General features: G+C 40.1%; 23 protein-coding genes and 1 other annotated feature. Of the genes, 21 read left to right on the forward strand and 2 right to left on the reverse strand.

All coding sequences use genetic code 11. The features are described 5' to 3' along the window. Positions 1 to 21: 21 nt before the first annotated feature. The 8 genes from AWM74_RS05025 (at position 22) to nusG (ending at position 5297) form a co-directional block, all read left to right on the forward strand. Complete coding sequence (locus tag AWM74_RS05025; RefSeq protein WP_026465619.1) at positions 22 to 459, forward strand: Mini-ribonuclease 3; 438 nt, start codon at positions 22 to 24, stop codon at positions 457 to 459. Then, positions 452 to 1267, forward strand: coding sequence for a 23S rRNA (guanosine(2251)-2'-O)-methyltransferase RlmB (rlmB, locus tag AWM74_RS05030; RefSeq protein WP_016897296.1), 816 nt, complete (start codon positions 452 to 454; stop codon positions 1265 to 1267). Before AWM74_RS05025 ends, rlmB begins: the two co-directional genes overlap by 8 nt. Before the next feature lie 47 nt (positions 1268 to 1314). Further along, on the forward strand, positions 1315 to 1854 hold the full coding sequence (locus tag AWM74_RS05035) for an NYN domain-containing protein (RefSeq protein ID WP_003140992.1): 540 nt from the start codon (positions 1315 to 1317) through the stop codon (positions 1852 to 1854). Positions 1855 to 1919: 65 nt separating this feature from the next. Next, positions 1920 to 2546 carry a sigma-70 family RNA polymerase sigma factor gene (locus AWM74_RS05040; RefSeq protein WP_016897297.1) on the forward strand — a complete coding sequence of 209 codons (627 nt, stop codon included), beginning with the start codon at positions 1920 to 1922 and terminating at the stop codon, positions 2544 to 2546. A gap of 203 nt (positions 2547 to 2749) precedes the next feature. After that, the gene (locus AWM74_RS05045) at positions 2750 to 4081 is read left to right on the forward strand and encodes a GntP family permease (RefSeq protein WP_026465620.1); all 1332 of its coding nucleotides are present in this window, start codon (positions 2750 to 2752) and stop codon (positions 4079 to 4081) included. A 150-nt stretch (positions 4082 to 4231) separates the two neighbouring features. Then, positions 4232 to 4384, forward strand: coding sequence for a 50S ribosomal protein L33 (gene rpmG, locus AWM74_RS09345; protein WP_003142586.1), 153 nt, complete (start codon positions 4232 to 4234; stop codon positions 4382 to 4384). Positions 4385 to 4424: 40 nt separating this feature from the next. Next, positions 4425 to 4598, forward strand: coding sequence for a preprotein translocase subunit SecE (secE, locus tag AWM74_RS05050; RefSeq protein WP_003142588.1), 174 nt, complete (start codon positions 4425 to 4427; stop codon positions 4596 to 4598). Positions 4599 to 4742: 144 nt separating this feature from the next. After that, the gene (gene nusG, locus AWM74_RS05055) at positions 4743 to 5297 is read left to right on the forward strand and encodes a transcription termination/antitermination protein NusG (protein ID WP_026465621.1); all 555 of its coding nucleotides are present in this window, start codon (positions 4743 to 4745) and stop codon (positions 5295 to 5297) included. 133 nt (positions 5298 to 5430) lie between these two features. On the opposite strand, the gene AWM74_RS05060 is transcribed toward nusG, so the two are convergent. Then, the gene (locus AWM74_RS05060) at positions 5431 to 5844 is read right to left on the reverse strand and encodes a hypothetical protein (RefSeq protein ID WP_026465622.1); all 414 of its coding nucleotides are present in this window, start codon (positions 5842 to 5844) and stop codon (positions 5431 to 5433) included. A 236-nt stretch (positions 5845 to 6080) separates the two neighbouring features. Further along, positions 6081 to 6752 carry a phosphate signaling complex protein PhoU gene (phoU, locus tag AWM74_RS05065; RefSeq protein ID WP_236702818.1) on the reverse strand — a complete coding sequence of 224 codons (672 nt, stop codon included), beginning with the start codon at positions 6750 to 6752 and terminating at the stop codon, positions 6081 to 6083. 273 nt (positions 6753 to 7025) lie between these two features. On the opposite strand from phoU, the gene rplK reads away from it, so the two are divergent. The 13 genes from rplK (at position 7026) to AWM74_RS05130 (ending at position 16789) form a co-directional block, all read left to right on the forward strand. Then, positions 7026 to 7451 (forward strand): 50S ribosomal protein L11, encoded by a 426-nt coding sequence (rplK, locus tag AWM74_RS05070; RefSeq protein ID WP_026465624.1) that lies wholly within the window; start codon positions 7026 to 7028, stop codon positions 7449 to 7451. 99 nt (positions 7452 to 7550) lie between these two features. Beyond that, positions 7551 to 8240 carry a 50S ribosomal protein L1 gene (rplA, locus tag AWM74_RS05075; protein ID WP_026465625.1) on the forward strand — a complete coding sequence of 230 codons (690 nt, stop codon included), beginning with the start codon at positions 7551 to 7553 and terminating at the stop codon, positions 8238 to 8240. Between the two features lie 54 nt (positions 8241 to 8294). Further along, positions 8295 to 8432, forward strand: a sequence feature (ribosomal protein L10 leader region). A gap of 32 nt (positions 8433 to 8464) precedes the next feature. After that, the gene (gene rplJ, locus AWM74_RS05080; protein ID WP_003142597.1) at positions 8465 to 8968 is read left to right on the forward strand and encodes a 50S ribosomal protein L10; all 504 of its coding nucleotides are present in this window, start codon (positions 8465 to 8467) and stop codon (positions 8966 to 8968) included. A 56-nt stretch (positions 8969 to 9024) separates the two neighbouring features. Beyond that, positions 9025 to 9393, forward strand: coding sequence for a 50S ribosomal protein L7/L12 (gene rplL, locus AWM74_RS05085; RefSeq protein WP_026465626.1), 369 nt, complete (start codon positions 9025 to 9027; stop codon positions 9391 to 9393). Between the two features lie 360 nt (positions 9394 to 9753). Then, a complete protein-coding gene (locus AWM74_RS09450) occupies positions 9754 to 10101 on the forward strand; it encodes an SDR family NAD(P)-dependent oxidoreductase (protein WP_026465627.1) in 348 nt (115 codons plus the stop codon). Between the two features lie 26 nt (positions 10102 to 10127). Beyond that, positions 10128 to 10970, forward strand: a complete 843-nt coding sequence (locus AWM74_RS05095; protein ID WP_026465628.1) for an amidohydrolase family protein — start codon at positions 10128 to 10130, stop codon at positions 10968 to 10970. Between the two features lie 85 nt (positions 10971 to 11055). Then, positions 11056 to 11727 carry an amino acid ABC transporter permease gene (locus AWM74_RS05100; RefSeq protein ID WP_026465629.1) on the forward strand — a complete coding sequence of 224 codons (672 nt, stop codon included), beginning with the start codon at positions 11056 to 11058 and terminating at the stop codon, positions 11725 to 11727. 11 nt (positions 11728 to 11738) lie between these two features. Then, positions 11739 to 12572: a transporter substrate-binding domain-containing protein gene (locus tag AWM74_RS05105; RefSeq protein WP_081665637.1), complete on the forward strand. Its 834-nt coding sequence runs from the start codon at positions 11739 to 11741 to the stop codon at positions 12570 to 12572. Between the two features lie 250 nt (positions 12573 to 12822). Continuing rightward, on the forward strand, positions 12823 to 13758 hold the full coding sequence (locus tag AWM74_RS05110; protein ID WP_026465631.1) for a metal ABC transporter solute-binding protein, Zn/Mn family: 936 nt from the start codon (positions 12823 to 12825) through the stop codon (positions 13756 to 13758). Between the two features lie 53 nt (positions 13759 to 13811). Next, entirely contained in the window at positions 13812 to 14549 is a 738-nt protein-coding gene (locus AWM74_RS05115) for a metal ABC transporter ATP-binding protein (RefSeq protein WP_034258027.1), read from the forward strand. Further along, a complete protein-coding gene (locus AWM74_RS05120; RefSeq protein ID WP_026465633.1) occupies positions 14533 to 15447 on the forward strand; it encodes a metal ABC transporter permease in 915 nt (304 codons plus the stop codon). The genes AWM74_RS05115 and AWM74_RS05120 overlap by 17 nt, the downstream gene beginning before the upstream one ends. After that, on the forward strand, positions 15444 to 16304 hold the full coding sequence (locus tag AWM74_RS05125) for a metal ABC transporter permease (RefSeq protein ID WP_236702819.1): 861 nt from the start codon (positions 15444 to 15446) through the stop codon (positions 16302 to 16304). The genes AWM74_RS05120 and AWM74_RS05125 overlap by 4 nt, the downstream gene beginning before the upstream one ends. Positions 16305 to 16555: 251 nt before the next feature. Beyond that, positions 16556 to 16789, forward strand: coding sequence for an ABC transporter permease (locus AWM74_RS05130; RefSeq protein ID WP_335338830.1), 234 nt, complete (start codon positions 16556 to 16558; stop codon positions 16787 to 16789). Positions 16790 to 17068: the final 279 nt, after the last annotated feature.

The raw sequence follows: 17068 nt of genomic DNA on the forward strand, positions 1-17068 counted from the left end.
ATACAGAAATGAGTCGACTAAATGTCAGAGAATAAGTCTTTAACGAAAAATGAAATAAAACAACTAAGTGGCCTAACCTTAGCTTATTTAGGCGATGCTTCTTGGGAGGTAGTAGTCCGCGACCATTTGGTTCAAAGTGGTTTAACGAAACCCAAAGAACTACATAAAGCAGCGACTGAATTTGTGTCTGCAAAAGGGCAAGCCCTATTAGTTGAAGCGATGCAAGCTGAGGAAGGGTTCCTTACTGAAGATGAAATGACAATCTTTAAAAGAGGCCGCAATGCCAAAAGTCACTCAAGCGCTAAAAACGCAGATATTCATACCTATAGAATTGCAACCGGATTTGAAGCTTTGATGGGTTTTGCCTATTTAAATGATCAAGACCGTTTTAAGGAAATTGCAGCTTTCTGTATTCAATACATTCAACACGCACAAAAAGAGGAGCAAGAAAATGGCTAGAGACAATCAAAGACAACAAAACAGAGATAGAAGACCCCGTAGTACAAATAATGAAGAAGAACTGGATCAATCTCCTGATTTCGTCTATGGTTTCCATGCCGCTATGGAAGTATTAGAAGGCGACCATGATGTGAATAAAGTCTTCCTACAAACTGGCTTAAACGAGAAGAACGCCCAAGCTATTTTAAAAGCAGCCAACAAGCGAAATATCTTGGTATCTAATGTACCAAAGGAAAAATTAGATACCCTTTCTGATGGCGGCAATCACCAGGGTGTTGTCATGGCTATTGCAGCATACAAATACGCTGAACTAGAGGATATCTTCAAAAAAGCTGAAGAAGCGAATGAAGACCCAATTATCATGGTCCTAGATGGTATTGAAGATCCGCATAACTTAGGTTCTATTTTAAGAACAGCTGATGCTTCAGGGGTTCATGGTGTTATTATTCAAAACCGTCGCGCTGTGGGGTTAACGCAAGTTGTTGCCAAAACTTCAACTGGTGCGATTGAGCATGTACCCGTTGTACGTGTAACCAATATTTCTAAAACCATTGATCTGTTAAAAGAACGTGGTGTATGGGTATTTGGTACCGATATGAAGGGTCAATCAATGTGGCAAATGGATGCGACGCTCCCAATTGCTGTTGTGATTGGTAATGAAGGTAAAGGCGTATCACCAGGTGTGAAGAAACATCTAGACGGTATGATTACAATCCCAATGCGCGGGCATGTGCAAAGTTTAAATGCCAGTGTAGCAGCAGGGTTATTAATGTACCAGATTTATCAAAGTCGTATGGGTAATAGCTAATCAGTGAATTGATTTTATAGTAAGTTGATGAAGAAAGGAGGGGTGACATGGTACTAAGAAAAGAACGGTTAATCGTTGATGGCTACAATATGATTGGCTCTTGGCCTTTACTTGTAAAGTTGAAAAATCGAGATGAAATTGAGGCTGCAAGAGACTTGTTACTAGCAACCCTTTCTAACTATGTAGGCTATCATGATATCGAAACGTGGGTGATTTTTGATGCCATGTTTGTCCCAGGCATTTCTAAATCCTATGATCAATTTAACTTACATGTCGTCTTTACCAGTGAAGGACAAACCGCTGATTCATATATCGAAGAGATGATAGTTGATTTGGTGAGCCCTTTACATAATGTAACGGTTGCGACAAGTGATTTAGCTGAGCAGCGAATTGTTTTCCAAAAAGGTGCTTTAAGGCAATCAGCACAAGAGTTATATAGAGATGTGCAAAAAACCAACGCGGAAATTGCACATGGTGGTAATGATTATGAATACAACAAATATCAAAGATCCATACCATGGTCAGTCCATCAGCTAGATAAATTAAATGACTTTTATAGAGATTTAATTGACAAGAAAAGTGAATAGTAGGATTTTGGTGCGTTTGGTCTTTTGGATTGAGCCTGGGTGGTCTATTTGGAGAGGACAAATCTATGGCAAAGCAGAAACAAAGTAAAGACCAGTCACAGGTATTGGATTTAGTGTTGCAGGGTAAAAATGAACTTACTGAGGAAATATTTGATGCATTATACCAAGAAGTTTTACCTACCTTATATGCTAACCGTTGGCGCATCCCTAAGTATATTTTGGAAAATGATGATTACTATCAAGAAGCTAGAATTAGTCTAGTACAAGCTGTTCAAACATATCGCATCAATAGTAAGGCAGCCTTTACAACTTACTTTGCGAATGTATTCAAAAATAGGTTGCTCGATATTCGCCGGATGCACATGACGGATAAACGGATTGCTAATTTCAAAGTGGAACGTTCGCTAGATTTATTTGCAAGTGAAGGTGAAGAAAACAATATAGAAAACCGCTTGAGAACCAAAGAGTTTCCACCTGAATATGTATATCTCTTCAATGAGACAATTAATAGATATGAAAAAAGTTTGTCTGATATGGAAAGAACGGCATATGGTTATTTCAAAAAAGGTTTTTCTTACGAAGAGATGGAAAAACTCACGGGCTTTACCAGAAAACAGGTTCATTCATTAATCGCTAAGTGTAAACGAAAGTATCGCAAAATATTATCAGAATATTTTGATGATAGGGACTAAAACGAAATTAGGCCATGCTCGGGTTGAAACTGTGCATGGTTTTTTCTCTGTTCATTTATGGATTAATTTTTATGGGATAGCTTACATTTACATAGTGAAAAAGTGAGCAAAGTAGTTTATGATATTTTTGGAAGTTTTGCCAGTTTTTCATTTATATGGGCGGTTTGCGCGAACGCTTGTAAATACATTTTAGGAGATTGTGTATGGAAATCTTGGGTATTATTGGTGTGTTTATCGGTATTTTACTGATTATTTGGTTTTCTGTTAAAGGGTTGCATATTATTATTGCGGCACCTTTATCTGCTTTGGTTGTAATTCTCGCTAACCAGATGGATATTTTTGGGTCTTTGGTTGGACAAGAGAATTCGTTTATGACAGCTTTGGCTGGGTTCTTGATTAATAACTTTGCGATTTTCTTATTGGGAGCTATTTTGGCACAATATATGGAAAAGAGTAATGCGACAGTGTCTATTGCCAACTTCATCTTGAGTAAGGTGGGGATGGGGTCTAAATATATGATTATGGTAGCGATTATGGCTATTGCAGCATTGTTAACTTATGGTGGGATTTCTTTATTTGTGGTTATGTTTGCGCTAGTACCGTTAGCCAAGCGAATCTTCAAACAAATGGATATCAACTGGGAATTGTTCCCTATTCCTTTATTTTTAGGTGCTGGGACCTTTACTATGTCTAGTTTGCCAGGAAATCCTTCGGTTCAAAATGCGATTCCAACTACAGCTTTGGGGACATCGTTAACGGCGGCACCGATTCTAGGGTTAATCGGGTCAGCAGTTCTTTTAGCTTTTGGCTTGCTGTATATGAAATGGTGCTTGGACCGGTCTGTGAAGAACGGCGAACATTTTGATACCTATTTAGAAGGTAAGGTGGATCTTAAAGGGGTAGCTGGTGATGTGGATGAATTGAAATTGCCATCTATTTGGATTTCATTAGCGCCGATTGTTACCTTGATTGCCATTATCTTGATTTTCTCTAGTGTGGCAAACATTATTTTAGTGGCTTTAGCAGCAGCGATTGTCTTATCAGCTATTCTATACCACAGCTACATTCCATCACAGAATATGACCTTGAATGCGGGGGCGACAGGGGCAATTATGGCAGCCTTCTCAACTTCATCTTCTGTAGCCTTTGGTTCAGTATTAACCTTGGCACCTGGTTTTGTGGTCATCCAACAAGCGATTACCTCTATTCCCGGTAGTCCAGTGATTGGATTGGTTGCATCGTCTGCCTTACTAAGTGGGATTACCGGTTCTGCTTCTGGGGCGATTGGGATTGTGATGAATACCCTAGCGCCAGATTATATTGCTATGGGGATTAATCCAGAGTTGGTCCACCGAATTACAGTGATTGCGGCGGCAACATTAACGGCGATGCCACACTCTGGGGTCGTGATTACCTTTAATAATCTGACTGGATTATCCATTAAACATGGCTTTATACACCAGTTCATTATTACAAACGTGGCGCACTTGTTGGCTTTGATTGCGGTACTTATTGCTTCAGCCTTTTTATATTAATAAAATAAATTTTTGAGGGAGTTGCCTTATGATAGTGCAACTCCTTTTGCTGTTTGTGGTATAATTAGGGGTGCAGGAAAAATAAATTGACATTGACCATCGGAGTAAGTACCATGTACAATGAATCAGAAATCAAGGAGATTGTGAATTATGGCAACGAAAAAAGTATCACTTGCTTGTTCAGTATGTGGCTCAAGAAATTACACGACAAATAGTAATGCCAATAACCGTACTGAGCGTTTAGAAGTGAAGAAATTCTGTAGACACTGTAATCAACATACAATACATAAGGAAACCAAATAGTCGGTATTGACTAATAGATGGTAGAGGGCGAGGGAAGTAGATGCAATTTTTAAAAGATGTATGGCATGAAATGCGATTGACTACATGGCCAAGTGGTGGCGAGTTGGTGCGCTACACTGGTATCGTATTATCAACTATTATCATGGTTGCCATTTTCCTAGGGATTATTGATACCTTAGCACAATGGGCTTTTGCATGGTTTATTAACTTATAATTGTAACTTGTTATGGCGCGCGCATGGGCGGTGTGTTATAATGGGCACGAATAAAGCGAAGAGAAAACCTTTCATGTGGGGAAGGTTTTTTAATTTGCCTAAAAGTTGATCGGTTATGAATGAATTAAGAGAAGGAGCATATCAATGGTAGAAGAAATCGAAATTGGTAAAGAATGGTATGTAATCCATACATACGCTGGATATGAAAATAAGGTCAAACAAAACTTGGAAATGCGTATTACTTCAATGGATATGGAAGAATATATTTACCGTGTAATCGTGCCTGAAGAAGAGCATGTAGAGAAAACAAAATCAGGTAAAGAAAAAATTGTTAAAATTAAAAACTTCCCAGGTTATGTATTAGTTGAGATGATCATGTCTGATGAAGCCTGGTTCGTTGTACGTAATACACCAGGTGTTACAGGGTTCTTAGGTTCTCACGGTCAAGGTTCAAAACCAACACCATTGTTACCTGATGAAGTACGTAATATCTTATCAAGCCTTGGTGAAGGTGGCCGTAACCGTAATATCTCATTCGATATCGATGAAGTGGTTAAGGTTATCGATGGTGCCTTTGATGGTATGGAAGGTCGCGTTCAAGAGATCGATGCAGAACATGGCAAGTTGAAACTGACTGTTGAAATGTTTGGACGTGAAACATTAGCAGAAGTAGACTATGACCAAGTAGACAAATTCTAATTTGCGATATTTTACAAATCATAGTTGAGGTAAAATAAGCCATAGTTAAATGAATAAATAGCGGGTAAAGATTCTTAAACAAAATCCTTACCCGCTATTTTTCTCTATTGATCAATATTCATTTTCTAATTGTTTATTTTTCATTCTTCCAGCGGTAAAGATACATGTATTTTAAAATATCGTACAATATATAACCGGAAATTACCGAATGCATAAAGGGGAATGTGTATAGTGAATAGAAACTACCATTAAAACGTAAAACGTTAGAATGTATGAACCATACAATGAATGTACTTGAAATAACTGAGAATACTGCGAACTTTTTTAATTGCACATTATCTTTGGTGTTCTCTTTCTTTAAAACAAAAAAATATTTTGTTATCGCTAAACTAACACAAAATAAACATAATGCAGAGAGTAGCCAGTTGCCAGTCATAATGATGAGTGCATTAGGGTGAATGACGTTAGCAAAAAGTATCATAATGGCCCATAAACCAAGGGCAAATTTTGCTTCATTTTTAACTTCTGTTTGATTGATTTTAGACAATTAGTCTCTCCATTACCGACCTTCTAAATTGTGACTTCGCTTTAGTGTGAATAAATATTACTTAATACAATTAATTTAAGTGGTTATATGTTTAATCCGCAACATCAAATGCTTCTATTGTTAAGCTCATTATAACAGGTTTATTGGTAGAAGAGGCGAATGGCAAACCGAAGATGCACAAAAAAATCAGTTGCTTTTATGGGCAACTGATTTTTTCTATATTATATATGTAGATTTTAATCGTTTAAATTCACGATGTCTGCATCTTCTGTATAAATAACGCGTTCGCATAGGTTTGTTGCATAATCACCGATACGTTCGATATCATGTAAAATGGCATTAATAGCTGAACCTGTTTGAACAGTTTCCGGTTGATTCTTCATAATCACTAAAATTTGATCGACAAGTTCTCTAAAAGCCTTGTCTACTTCGTCATCCATAGCAGCGATTTCTTTAGCGCGTTCAACGTTATGTTGGCTAAAGGCATCAATCGCTTGTCCAAGCATGTTTTTCGCTAACTCACCTACGGCAAAAACATCATCCATAACTGGATCAAATGGTGCTAAGTTTTCAACACGTAAAATACCTTTCGCTACGGATACTGCGTGGTCGGCTACGCGCTCTAGGTCAGAACTTGAAGCAAATACTGACAGAATCATACGAAGGTCTGTACCGATTGGTTGTTGACGAGCGATTATACGCATTACATAATATTCGATTTCTTTTTCTAGCTTGTTAATCTCAGCATCGCTTTCAATGACAGTTTGTGCGCCATTGTGGTCATTGGTTTTTAATGCTTGGAAAGATCGTTCTAACATAGCCGCCGTACCAAATCCAAGTTTTGCGTGCATACCCTCCAAAGTCTTTAGTTGGTCATCGTAAAATTTTCTTACTGGACGTTCCATCATTATCACTCCTTTGCAATGTACTTTTTCCTTATCAAGGATACAGTTTACCATATTTTGTCGGTCTTGTCATCTAGTAAATATTGTTAAATAGGTAATGTAACCCTTTACAAATCGTTTGCATCATTTACGTATAAAGTATAGCATATTTAAAAAAAACTCTTGCAATAACTAAAGATGTATGGTTAAATAGGTTATTGTGTGTAGACACATGTAGTGGGAGGAGGAATCTCAACTCCATTAAACCACAACGCGAAAAACAAGGAGGAATGTTTCGTGGCTAAAAAAGTACAACAAATCGTAAAATTACAAATTGAAGCTGGTAAAGCAAGTCCAGCTCCTCCAGTAGGTCCTGCATTAGGTCAAGCTGGTGTGAACATCATGGGATTCACTAAAGAATTCAATGCGCGTACACAAGATCAAATGGGTATGATTATCCCTGTAGTGATCACTGTATTCGAAGACCGTTCATTTACATTTATTACTAAAACACCACCAGCTGCAGTATTATTGAAAAAAGCTGCTGGCGTTGCTAAAGGTTCTGGCGAACCTAACAAAAATAAAGTCGCTACCGTAACTCGCGACCAAGTTCGTGAAATTGCAGAAACAAAAATGGAAGACTTGAACGCTGCAGATGTAGAAGCTGCTATGCGTATGGTTGAAGGTACTGCACGTTCAATGGGCTTTGAAGTAGAAGGCTAATTGTCACACTGTATTACAAGAAACCCATGCGCCACAAATCGATAGTGATTTGTGAGTGGGAGGATTATCCGCTAAAACCACATAGGAGGAACATATATAATGGCTAAACAAACTAAAAACCAAAAAGCTGTTTTCGAAAAAATCGAAAAAAATAAAAAATATGCTTTAACAGAAGCAATTGAATTATTAAAAGAAGTAGACTACGCTAAATTTGATGGATCAGTTGAAGTTGCATACCGTTTAGGTATCGACACTAAGAAAAATGACCAACAAATCCGTGGTGCTATGGTATTACCTAACGGTACTGGTAAAGACCAAACTGTATTGGTTTTTGCTAAAGGTGAAAAAGCACAAGAAGCTAAAGACGCTGGTGCTGACTACGTTGGTGACGACGAGTTCATCCAAAAAATCCAAGGTGGCTGGTTTGACTTCGACGTGATCGTTGCAACTCCAGACATGATGGGTCAAATTGGTCGTTTAGGTCGTGTATTAGGTCCTAAAGGCTTAATGCCAAACCCTAAAACTGGTACTGTAACACAAGATGTTACTAAAGCAGTTCAAGACATCAAAGCTGGTCAAGTTGCTTACCGTGCTGATAGCGCTGGTAACTTACACTTACCTGTTGGTAAAGTATCATTTACTGCAGATGCATTAGCTGAAAACGTAAAAGCTGTTCAAGAAATGGTATTACGCGTGAAACCTGCATCTTCTAAAGGTACATACATCAAAAACTTAGCAATTACATCTACTATGGGTCCTGGTATCCAAGTTGATGTTTCATCAATCTAAGATTAAATTAAAATAATACTTGACCCACTTATACTATTCTGTTAGTATAAGTGAGGTTATTTATATAGCTTACCGAAGACAGTTGGCGGCTTTGCCTTAATTTTGCCAACCGAGGGAGATACGTTGTTCACTACTAGATGGTGAACGTTATCCTCTATGTCTTCAGTGACATAGAGTTTTTTTATTTAAAAAACTCTAATAAAATCAGTGGAGGTGAAATATAAGTGAGTGAACAAGCAATTGCTAAAAAACAACAAGAAGTAAATGAAGTCGTTGAGAAAATGAACGCTGCAAATTCTTTAGTTGTGGTTGACTACTTAGGATTATCAGTAGCAGAAGTGACTGAATTACGTAAACAATTACGTGAAGCGGGCGTTGAGTTTAAAGTTATTAAAAACACAATCATGCGTCGTGCTTTAGATTCTCAAGAGTTAGAATACCATGAAGAAGTTTTCCAAGGCCCTACAGCTGTAGCGTTTGGTATGGAAGACGCAGTTGCCCCAGCTAAGATTCTTTCTGATTTTGCTAAAAAAGCAGAAGCGTTAGAACTTAAAGGTGGTATCTTAGAAGGTAAAGTACTTTCTAAAGAAGAAATTCAACAAATTGCGAAATTGCCAAACCGCGAAGGTCTACTTTCAATGCTATTATCAGTATTGCAAGCTCCTGTCCGCAACGTGGCATACGCTGTCAAAGCTGTTGCAGATGCAAAAGGCGAAGACGCAGCGTAATTTATTACCAATTTAATCATACAAAACAAACTATTTAAAAACGGAGGAATTTTATAATGGCTTTAAACATTGAACAAATCATTGCTGATTTAAAAGAATCAACAATTTTAGAATTAGCTGACTTAGTATCAGCAATCGAAGAAGAATTTGGCGTATCTGCTGCTGCTCCTGTAGCTGCTGCTGGTGCTGCTGCTGGTGAAGCTGCTGAAGAAAAAACTGAATTTGACGTAGAATTAACTTCTGCTGGTTCAGCTAAAATTAAAGTAATCAAAGCTGTACGTGAAGCTACTGGTTTAGGCTTGAAAGAAGCTAAAGCATTAGTAGACGGTGCTCCAGCGATCGTTAAAGAAGCATTACCTGCTGAAGAAGCAGAAGCTTTAAAAGCTGCTATCGAAGAAGCTGGCGGTACTGCAGAAGTAAAATAATCTTTAACAGATTATCTTATTATGTATATGAGGGGAGTTCGGAATTATCCGAGCTTCTTTTTTTTATCATTTTTATTAGGCCACATCCGTTTTTAATTATTGGATGTGGTCTTTTTCTGTTTTCAGGCTTTTGTTTAGGGAATTTTCAGGTACAAAGTTTGCTTTTTATTTTGACCGGTAAAATCTCTTTTGTATCAATTGTGTTCGGACGAATAGATATAGCCTATAAGAATCGTTTATTTAATGGGATTTTATCCCAAATACTTGTGTAAATAAGCTAATTGGCTAGTGTTTGCAGTGAGCAAGTGAATTGACCGTAAAGGTTGATATTGGTAGCCTAAAGCGAAGTGTAATTGCCTAATGAGGTCATTTAATGCGTGGGTTACGTTAAATAAACTTTTATATCAAATCCTAGGAGGCTCGGATAATGTCCTATTTATTCAACGGGACATTGTTGATGCAGCGTCTTGGCCGGGGGGAGTTGATCAGGTAGAAGCCGTTTTTGAACCGGTTAATATTTTAGTTAATAATGCTGGTATCAATTATTCTGATAGTATTGAAGACTTTCCGTTTGACGCCTATGAGTGTGTGATTGCGACCGCGACCAAGGAGAAAGTGTCTAATTTAGTCTTATTACTTGCTTCTGATGAACTTTCTTATATGACCGGATCAGAAAAACGGATTTACGGCGGTTTAAGCGCATGTTAGTTGAAATGAAAAATTGGAGGATATATATGATTATTGATTTTAAGATGAAGGCCCCTATTCCAAGTTGGGAACCTTTATTTGATGCTGGAAAGACCAGCGTGCTAGAGCTTTTCCCCTATTTGAAGAATGAACAACCAACAAAAGCGGTTACTTTTGCGGATGTTATCCAGGAAATGGATGACCGTGATATAGGCTATGGTGTGATTCTTGGCCGTGACAATGTACCTGGGTCAAGCAATGAAGAATTGTATCAATTCTTGCAGTCGCCAGAAGCTGAACGTTTTCGTGGTTTTATTGGTTTGGAAAATATGACGATAAATGAAGCGGTTGAAACCATTCACCGGTATGGTGCCACAGGTGCTTTCAGTGGGGTCACTGTGAATCCAGCGAAAATTTTACCGCTAACCAATATTGATGATCCGACGTTAGACCCTATTTTTGAAGCTTGTTTGGCATATGATTTACCTTTCTGTATTACCATGAGTTTATTGATTAGTTTGCTGAGTGATAAACCCGACTACGATTATATTCACCCTAAACGTTTAATCCCTATTGCCAAGAAGTATCCAGATTTAAAATTGATTGTGTCGCATGCGGCTTGGCCTTTTGTGGATGAGATGATCGCGGTAGCGATTCATTTTCCAAATATATTCTTGGTCCCAGATTTCTATAGTGGTTTCCCAAATGCTAAGGCTTATTTCGATGCGGCGAATTCAGGGCTTGAAGACCAGGTGATTTTTGGGTCATGTTATCCAAATGTGAATTACGATTATGCCTTAGGTTTTTATCAGGAATACCTGACAGATTCTGAAATTGCAGACAAGGTCTTCTATGCCAATGCCGCTAAACTGTTGGGGATAAGTGAATAAACTAATGGTAGCTGTTTTGACAGGATGATTTAAAAGGGCTTCAAGCTTGCATTTAAAATAAAAGGATGTAATAGAAGGGATATTTATGGATTTCGATTTTCAGTACATGTTAGAGGTTATACCAAACCTACTAGTTTATATACCAACCACCTTGTATATCACGGTGATTTCGATGATAGTTGCGATCATTATCGGTGGACTTTTCGCCATTATACTATTTAATAAGGTGCCGGTCTTATCACAGCTGGTGCAAGTCTTGTCTTCCTTTTTTAGAGGAACACCGGCCATTGTGCAGTTATTACTAGTTTATTTTGGATTGCCACAAATTATACCGGCTTTAACCAGCATGACAGCAACGCAGGCGTCGATTCTGGCCTTATCATTGAATACCGCTGCTTATTTAGCGGAAGTATTCAGGGCTGCCTTGGCATCTGTAGATGCTGGTCAGGTGGAAGCCGCCATGTCTGTTGGTTTGAATTACCGCCAGACATTAAAGGGGATTATTCTGCCTCAGGCCCTACGAAACGCCCTACCGGGTACGGGAAACACCTTCGTTTCACTGATGAAAAATTCCTCGCTGGCCTTTACCATTGGGGTAGTGGAAATTGTGGCTCAAGGAAAAATCTTAGCAGCTGCATCTCTTCGATTCTTTGAAGTATACTTTGCCATTGCTTTGATTTATTGGGGGCTAACAATTCTCTATACTTGGATTCAAGAGTGGTACGAAGATTATATCAATAGACCGTATATTAGATAGTGGGTGAGAGAATGAAATTAAAAGTAAAGCCGATAAAGGCTATAGTGGCGGCCCTGATACTCTTGGGGCTTGTTTTTTATGGTGTGTATATGCAGACCTCGACGAATCAAAGCGATAAAGAAGCATCTGGCGACCGTGTTATTACCATCGGTGGTACGCCGACTTCTTACCCCATGCTCTATATGGAAGGGGCTGAGGTGAAGGGGTCCTACGTTGATTTTGCCAATGCGATAGGCGAAAAGGTGGGCTATGAGATCGATTGGGAGCTTGGCGAGTGGTCAGGTATTTTGGCATCACTACAAGCTGGGCGGATTGATTCGGCAGCCAACTTTGCTGTGACACCTGAGCGGAAAGAGATGTATGATTTTACTGATACCGTTCTTTATTCTGGTGTTGGTATTGGTGTTGCAGAAGGGAATACCGATATTGAGATTTTTGATGATCTGAAGGGCAAGACAGTCAATTCCATTGTTGGGACCAACTATGGCAAGGTTGTCGAAGATATGGATACTGATAATGAAATCATGATTGAACCCTTGGAAGACATCAATGTGGCCTTTAATAATGTCTACCAAGGCAAAACGGACGCCGTTGTCTTTGGTTACGAAACTTTGAGTGCTTTAAACAAGGACCGCGATGCTAATATCGTCATTTTAGATGAGGTATTCGGGGTCAATGAAGTGGCCTTTCCTTTCGCTAAGACAGCGGAAAATGAAGAGTTGATTGCGGATTGGAACCAAGCCATTGAAGAGTTGCGTGCGGACGGGACTTTAGCCGAGATTTCAGAGAAGTGGTACGGTATGGACGTGACGACGTCGCCAGAAGCATCTGCAGATGTTGAATAATATATGAAAAAAATTTGAATTTACAAGACCACATCCGGTTTTAGGGTGTGGTCTTTTTGACTGCTTGAATAAGTTTGCCTGATTGTCTAGATGGACAGCTTGGCAGGGGGCGTTATTTTTCAAAAAATCCTAGTGAATTAGACTAGACTCTTATATGTTTTTAGGTTAAACTAAAAATATAATTAACAAAAGCTAAGGGCGAACCACTTGGTTACCCCTTGAATATAGAAAATAGGAGTAAAGAATTCAAATGAAGAAGATTTGGAAATTATTGAGTGTAATGGTTGTGGCCCTAGCCTTGGGTGCATGCGCGAGCGGCGGAGACTCAGCTAGTGGCGGTGGCGATGCTGCGGATGAAAAACCGGTTGTCACAGTATCCACCTCTTTTCTACGGGATATGGTAGAACAACTGGCGGGCGACCAAGTAACGGTTGAAACGATTATCCCAGCGGGCGAGGACCCTCATGGCTACTTAGCGCGTCCTGATGACTTAAAGAAAATCCAAGGGGCAGACTTGGTTTTATATCACGGGTTACACTTAGAGGCGCAAATGGTGGAAGCCTTGGAAGCGACAGGTGTGGCGGTGACGAAAGATTTCACTGACGAAGATTTAACGATGGTTGACCAAGACGGGGAAAGTGAAGTAGACCCGCATTTCTGGTTTGATATCACCCTTTACCAAAAAGCGGTGGCTACAGTAGCAGCTGAATTGGTGACTTTAACTGGTGACGAGTCGATCAACGATACGGCAACGGCTTATAAGGAAGAGTTGACTGAATTGGATACTTGGGCGCAAGCAGAAATCGACTCAATTCCTGAAGGTCAACGTTACTTGATTACACCACATGATGCCTTCAACTACTTCTCACAACGTTACGGGATTGAAGTAGTGGCACCACAAGGGATTTCAACACAAGCTGAAGCTTCTAACGCAGATATTTCAACTATTGCAAGCTTTATTGTAGAAAACGAAGTGCCAGCGATCTTTGCGGAATCAACAACTGACCCAGCGCGTATGCAACGTATCCAAGAGGCTGTAAATGCTGATGGTGGCGAAGTGACAGTTGTTTCTGGTGAAGGGCAGGAATTGTTCTCAGATTCACTTGCGAGTGAAGGACAAGAGGGCGATACCTATATCAATATGTTTAAACACAATGTGAACCTAATTGTGTCAAATCTTAAATAGATAAGGTTTAGTAAGATAAATTTTGATGATGTAATGAGAGGATGATAGACAAGATGCCAGCAATAATTAAAGTAGAAGACTTGGCCATGTCTTATGACGACCAACTCGTATTAGAGGATATAAATATTGGCATTAAAGCAAATTCGAAGACCGCGATTATCGGGCCGAATGGTGCCGGCAAGTCGACTTTGTTGAATTGTATGCTTGATTTTTTGAAGCCCTTGAAAGGTGATGTAACCTTCTACGGCAAGGCGTACAAGGACTATTACAAGAAAATCGCTTATGTACCCCAATCATCTTCGGTGAATTGGGACTTCCCAACAACGGTTTTAGATGTTGTTTTAATGGGACGGTATGTACATCAAGGCTTCTTCAAAAAGGTCAGCCAAGCGGACAAGAGCCGGGCGCTTGCGGCCTTAGCGAGCGTCAATATGACTGACTACGCTGACCGGCAAATCGCTCAACTTTCTGGTGGGCAACGGCAACGGGTTTTCTTAGCTCGTGCCATCTGCCAGGATGCGGACATTTACTTCTTGGATGAACCAATGAAGGGAATTGATATTAAGACGGAGAAACTTTTCGCAGAGATTATTAACCAATTTCAACGCGACGGGAAGACCATTATTATCGTTCACCACGACTTGGCCACAGTCCGTGAGTACTTTGACCATGTCATTTTATTGAATAAGACAGTCATTGGCCAAGGTTCAGTTGCGGAAACCTTTAATGAAGCGAATATTGCAGCGGCATATGATCAAAGGATTGGTGAGATCTATGGCCATATTTACTGATTTCTCTTTTCAAATCGTCTTACTGGGGACAGTCGTCCTAGCTATGGCATCAGGTGTCGTCGGGACAGTCACTGTCCTTAGAGGACAAAGTCTGATAGGGGACGCGATTGGTCACGCCACCTTTGCGGGTATCGTTATCGCCTTTATGCTTTTTCAATCAAAGAATACCCTGATTTTAACCCTGGGTGCTTTGGTTGCGGGTATGGTGGCCTTCTACTTTATCGAGTTGATCCATAAGCATTCCTTGGTCAGCCTTAATTCGGCCCTGGCTTTAGTTTTGTCTTCTTTCTTTGGATTGGGGATGGCCCTGAAGTCATATATCCAAGGCAATCCGCAGTTTGGTGACGCATCACAAGCAGGCCTCCAACACTATATTTTCGGGCAGGCAGCCTTTTTGCTGAAATCAGATGTCTGGTTAATCATCATCGCTTCAGTGATCGCCTTAACGATATTCATCGCTTGCTACCGACAAATCAAGATTTTTGTCTTCGACCCGAATTACGCGAAAGCAGTCGGAATCCAGGCCAACGTATTGAACTGGGTCATTCTCCTGATGGCTATCGTCATGATCGTTGTCGGGCTAAAGGCAGTCGGCGCCATCCTTATCTCCAACATGTTGATTACGCCAGCGATTACCGGCCTACAATGGTCAAAACGATTCCCAGTCGTCTTGCTGGTGGCTGCTGTATCGGGCGGGATCTCAGCTGGTATCGGCACCTACTTGTCATCAACTATCTCAAACTTGCCGACCGGACCAACCATTATCGTGGTCATGTCGATCGTCTCACTATTGTCCATTATTTTTGGGCCAAGAGGTTATGTGGTCGCTTATTTACGGAAGAAACGGTACTTAGCGACCCATCAAGATGATACGTTTGAGACAGAGGAGGTGGCATGATGGGGGCTTTATCAGTTGTAATGATTACAGCCGTTTCCTGCGCCTTGCTCGGGGTATTTTTAGTTTTGAAGAACATGGCCATGGTGGCTGACGCCTTGTCGCATACAGTTTTACTAGGGATTGTCCTTGGTTACTTTATTGCCGGCGACCTAGATTCACCGATCCTATTTGTGGGGGCAGCCCTATTTGGTGTGATGACTGTCTATGCCATTGAATACGTGGTCAACAAGTTTGCCATCCAAAGTGATGCGGCCACTGGCTTGGTCTTTACCTTGCTTTTTGCTCTTGCTATCATCCTGATTTCAAAATACGCGCGAAATGTTCACTTAGATGTGGATGTGGTCTTGAGCGGTGAAGTGGTCTTTGCGACCTTAAATACTATGGAAATCTTTGGTATCCAGGTGCCGATTTCCTTTGCCCGAATGTTTGTCATGTTGGTGATTAATCTGGCCTTTGTCGCAGTGACCTACCAACAACTCAAAGTCAGCATTTTTGACCCCGTTTACGCGAAATCAATCGGTGTAGCGGTTGGGTTCTTGAATCTGGTCTTGATGACACTTGTATCCATCACCACCGTTGTTGCCTTTGATACCGTCGGTGCAATCCTAGTGATCTCCCTTATGGTAGCGCCAGCCTTGAGTGCCCATTTACTGTCAAAACGGTTATCCATCATGTTGTTAGTAGCCTTATTGTACGGGGTAATCAACAGTGTCCTTGGGTACTATGTAGCCATCTACTTTAACGTGTCCATTTCAGGGACCATCGCCTTCGCAGGCTTTGTAACCTTCTTATTGACACTTTTGTTTGCACCAAATGGTTTAATTGGCAAGAGGTTCAAGCGGGCTAAGCAAGCCTAGATTTTGATTTAAGGAAAGTGAACGTATGTAAGTCAGCGTCTTATTCAGGCTACAAGGTCTGAGTGGGGCGCTTTTTCTTTTTGACAAAAGTATCAAGCAGATTTTACCTACTTGCGCCTAGTCCACACAAACTATAAAATGGAAGAGATGATAATGTGCATTTACAAAAATAATGAAAATAGTAACGATATAGAACGGAGGGAACGAAAGAAATCGGTATTCGTCGTGCATTAGGTGCTTCTCAAAGCAGCATCCGCGCACAATTTGTGTTAGAAGGGGTATTGATGACTAGTATCGGGGGAGTCATCGGCTACTTATTAGGTCTATTATTTTCTTCTATCGCGGCAGCGCTATTGCCGTTTTCTGTCGGAGTGGACCTGGTTACTGTTCTGATTTCATTAGGCGTTTCTTCCTTGGTTGGTCTGATTTTCAGTTATGCACCGGCTAATGCAGCCAGCAAGAAAGAGATCATTGAAATCATCTAGTAGGGCGATAGTTAGGTTAAACGCAAAATGAAGAGCTTTTAGGATACTGAGACTCGAATGGGAGAGGAAACTTTTTATGCGAGTCCTTATTATTATGCTATCCCCTGTTATAGTCTTTTGCAAAGAAAAAATCTCTCTTTGAGATATAAAATGGATCCTATAGAATGGACACTAAAAAAAGTGCCCTCTATAGGGTCCATTTCAACAGACAGTCTGTTCTTCGATAGGTTTTTCAATCCCATCAACACATCAAATGACACATTATCTTTATTTTCTTCT

Source organism: Aerococcus urinaeequi (assembly GCF_001543205.1).
Classification (GTDB): domain Bacteria; phylum Bacillota; class Bacilli; order Lactobacillales; family Aerococcaceae; genus Aerococcus; species Aerococcus urinaeequi.

Bases quoted from the DNA above. Each gene is read 5' to 3' on its own strand.
- AWM74_RS05125 (WP_236702819.1), top strand. From the start codon at position 15,444: ATGATGGGGGCTTTATCAGTTGTAATGATTACAGCCGTTTCCTGCGCC.
- rplA (WP_026465625.1), top strand. From the start codon at position 7,551: ATGGCTAAACAAACTAAAAACCAAAAAGCTGTTTTCGAAAAAATCGAA.
- AWM74_RS09450 (WP_026465627.1), top strand. From the start codon at position 9,754: ATGAGGTCATTTAATGCGTGGGTTACGTTAAATAAACTTTTATATCAA.
- AWM74_RS05025 (WP_026465619.1), top strand. From the start codon at position 22: ATGTCAGAGAATAAGTCTTTAACGAAAAATGAAATAAAACAACTAAGT.
- rplL (WP_026465626.1), top strand. From the start codon at position 9,025: ATGGCTTTAAACATTGAACAAATCATTGCTGATTTAAAAGAATCAACA.
- AWM74_RS05045 (WP_026465620.1), top strand. From the start codon at position 2,750: ATGGAAATCTTGGGTATTATTGGTGTGTTTATCGGTATTTTACTGATT.
- secE (WP_003142588.1), top strand. From the start codon at position 4,425: ATGCAATTTTTAAAAGATGTATGGCATGAAATGCGATTGACTACATGG.
- AWM74_RS05035 (WP_003140992.1), top strand. From the start codon at position 1,315: ATGGTACTAAGAAAAGAACGGTTAATCGTTGATGGCTACAATATGATT.
- AWM74_RS05105 (WP_081665637.1), top strand. From the start codon at position 11,739: ATGAAATTAAAAGTAAAGCCGATAAAGGCTATAGTGGCGGCCCTGATA.
- AWM74_RS05115 (WP_034258027.1), top strand. From the start codon at position 13,812: ATGCCAGCAATAATTAAAGTAGAAGACTTGGCCATGTCTTATGACGAC.
- rpmG (WP_003142586.1), top strand. From the start codon at position 4,232: ATGGCAACGAAAAAAGTATCACTTGCTTGTTCAGTATGTGGCTCAAGA.
- rlmB (WP_016897296.1), top strand. From the start codon at position 452: ATGGCTAGAGACAATCAAAGACAACAAAACAGAGATAGAAGACCCCGT.
- AWM74_RS05095 (WP_026465628.1), top strand. From the start codon at position 10,128: ATGATTATTGATTTTAAGATGAAGGCCCCTATTCCAAGTTGGGAACCT.
- AWM74_RS05110 (WP_026465631.1), top strand. From the start codon at position 12,823: ATGAAGAAGATTTGGAAATTATTGAGTGTAATGGTTGTGGCCCTAGCC.
- AWM74_RS05040 (WP_016897297.1), top strand. From the start codon at position 1,920: ATGGCAAAGCAGAAACAAAGTAAAGACCAGTCACAGGTATTGGATTTA.
- AWM74_RS05120 (WP_026465633.1), top strand. From the start codon at position 14,533: ATGGCCATATTTACTGATTTCTCTTTTCAAATCGTCTTACTGGGGACA.
- phoU (WP_236702818.1), bottom strand. From the start codon at position 6,752: ATGATGGAACGTCCAGTAAGAAAATTTTACGATGACCAACTAAAGACT.
- AWM74_RS05100 (WP_026465629.1), top strand. From the start codon at position 11,056: ATGGATTTCGATTTTCAGTACATGTTAGAGGTTATACCAAACCTACTA.
- nusG (WP_026465621.1), top strand. From the start codon at position 4,743: ATGGTAGAAGAAATCGAAATTGGTAAAGAATGGTATGTAATCCATACA.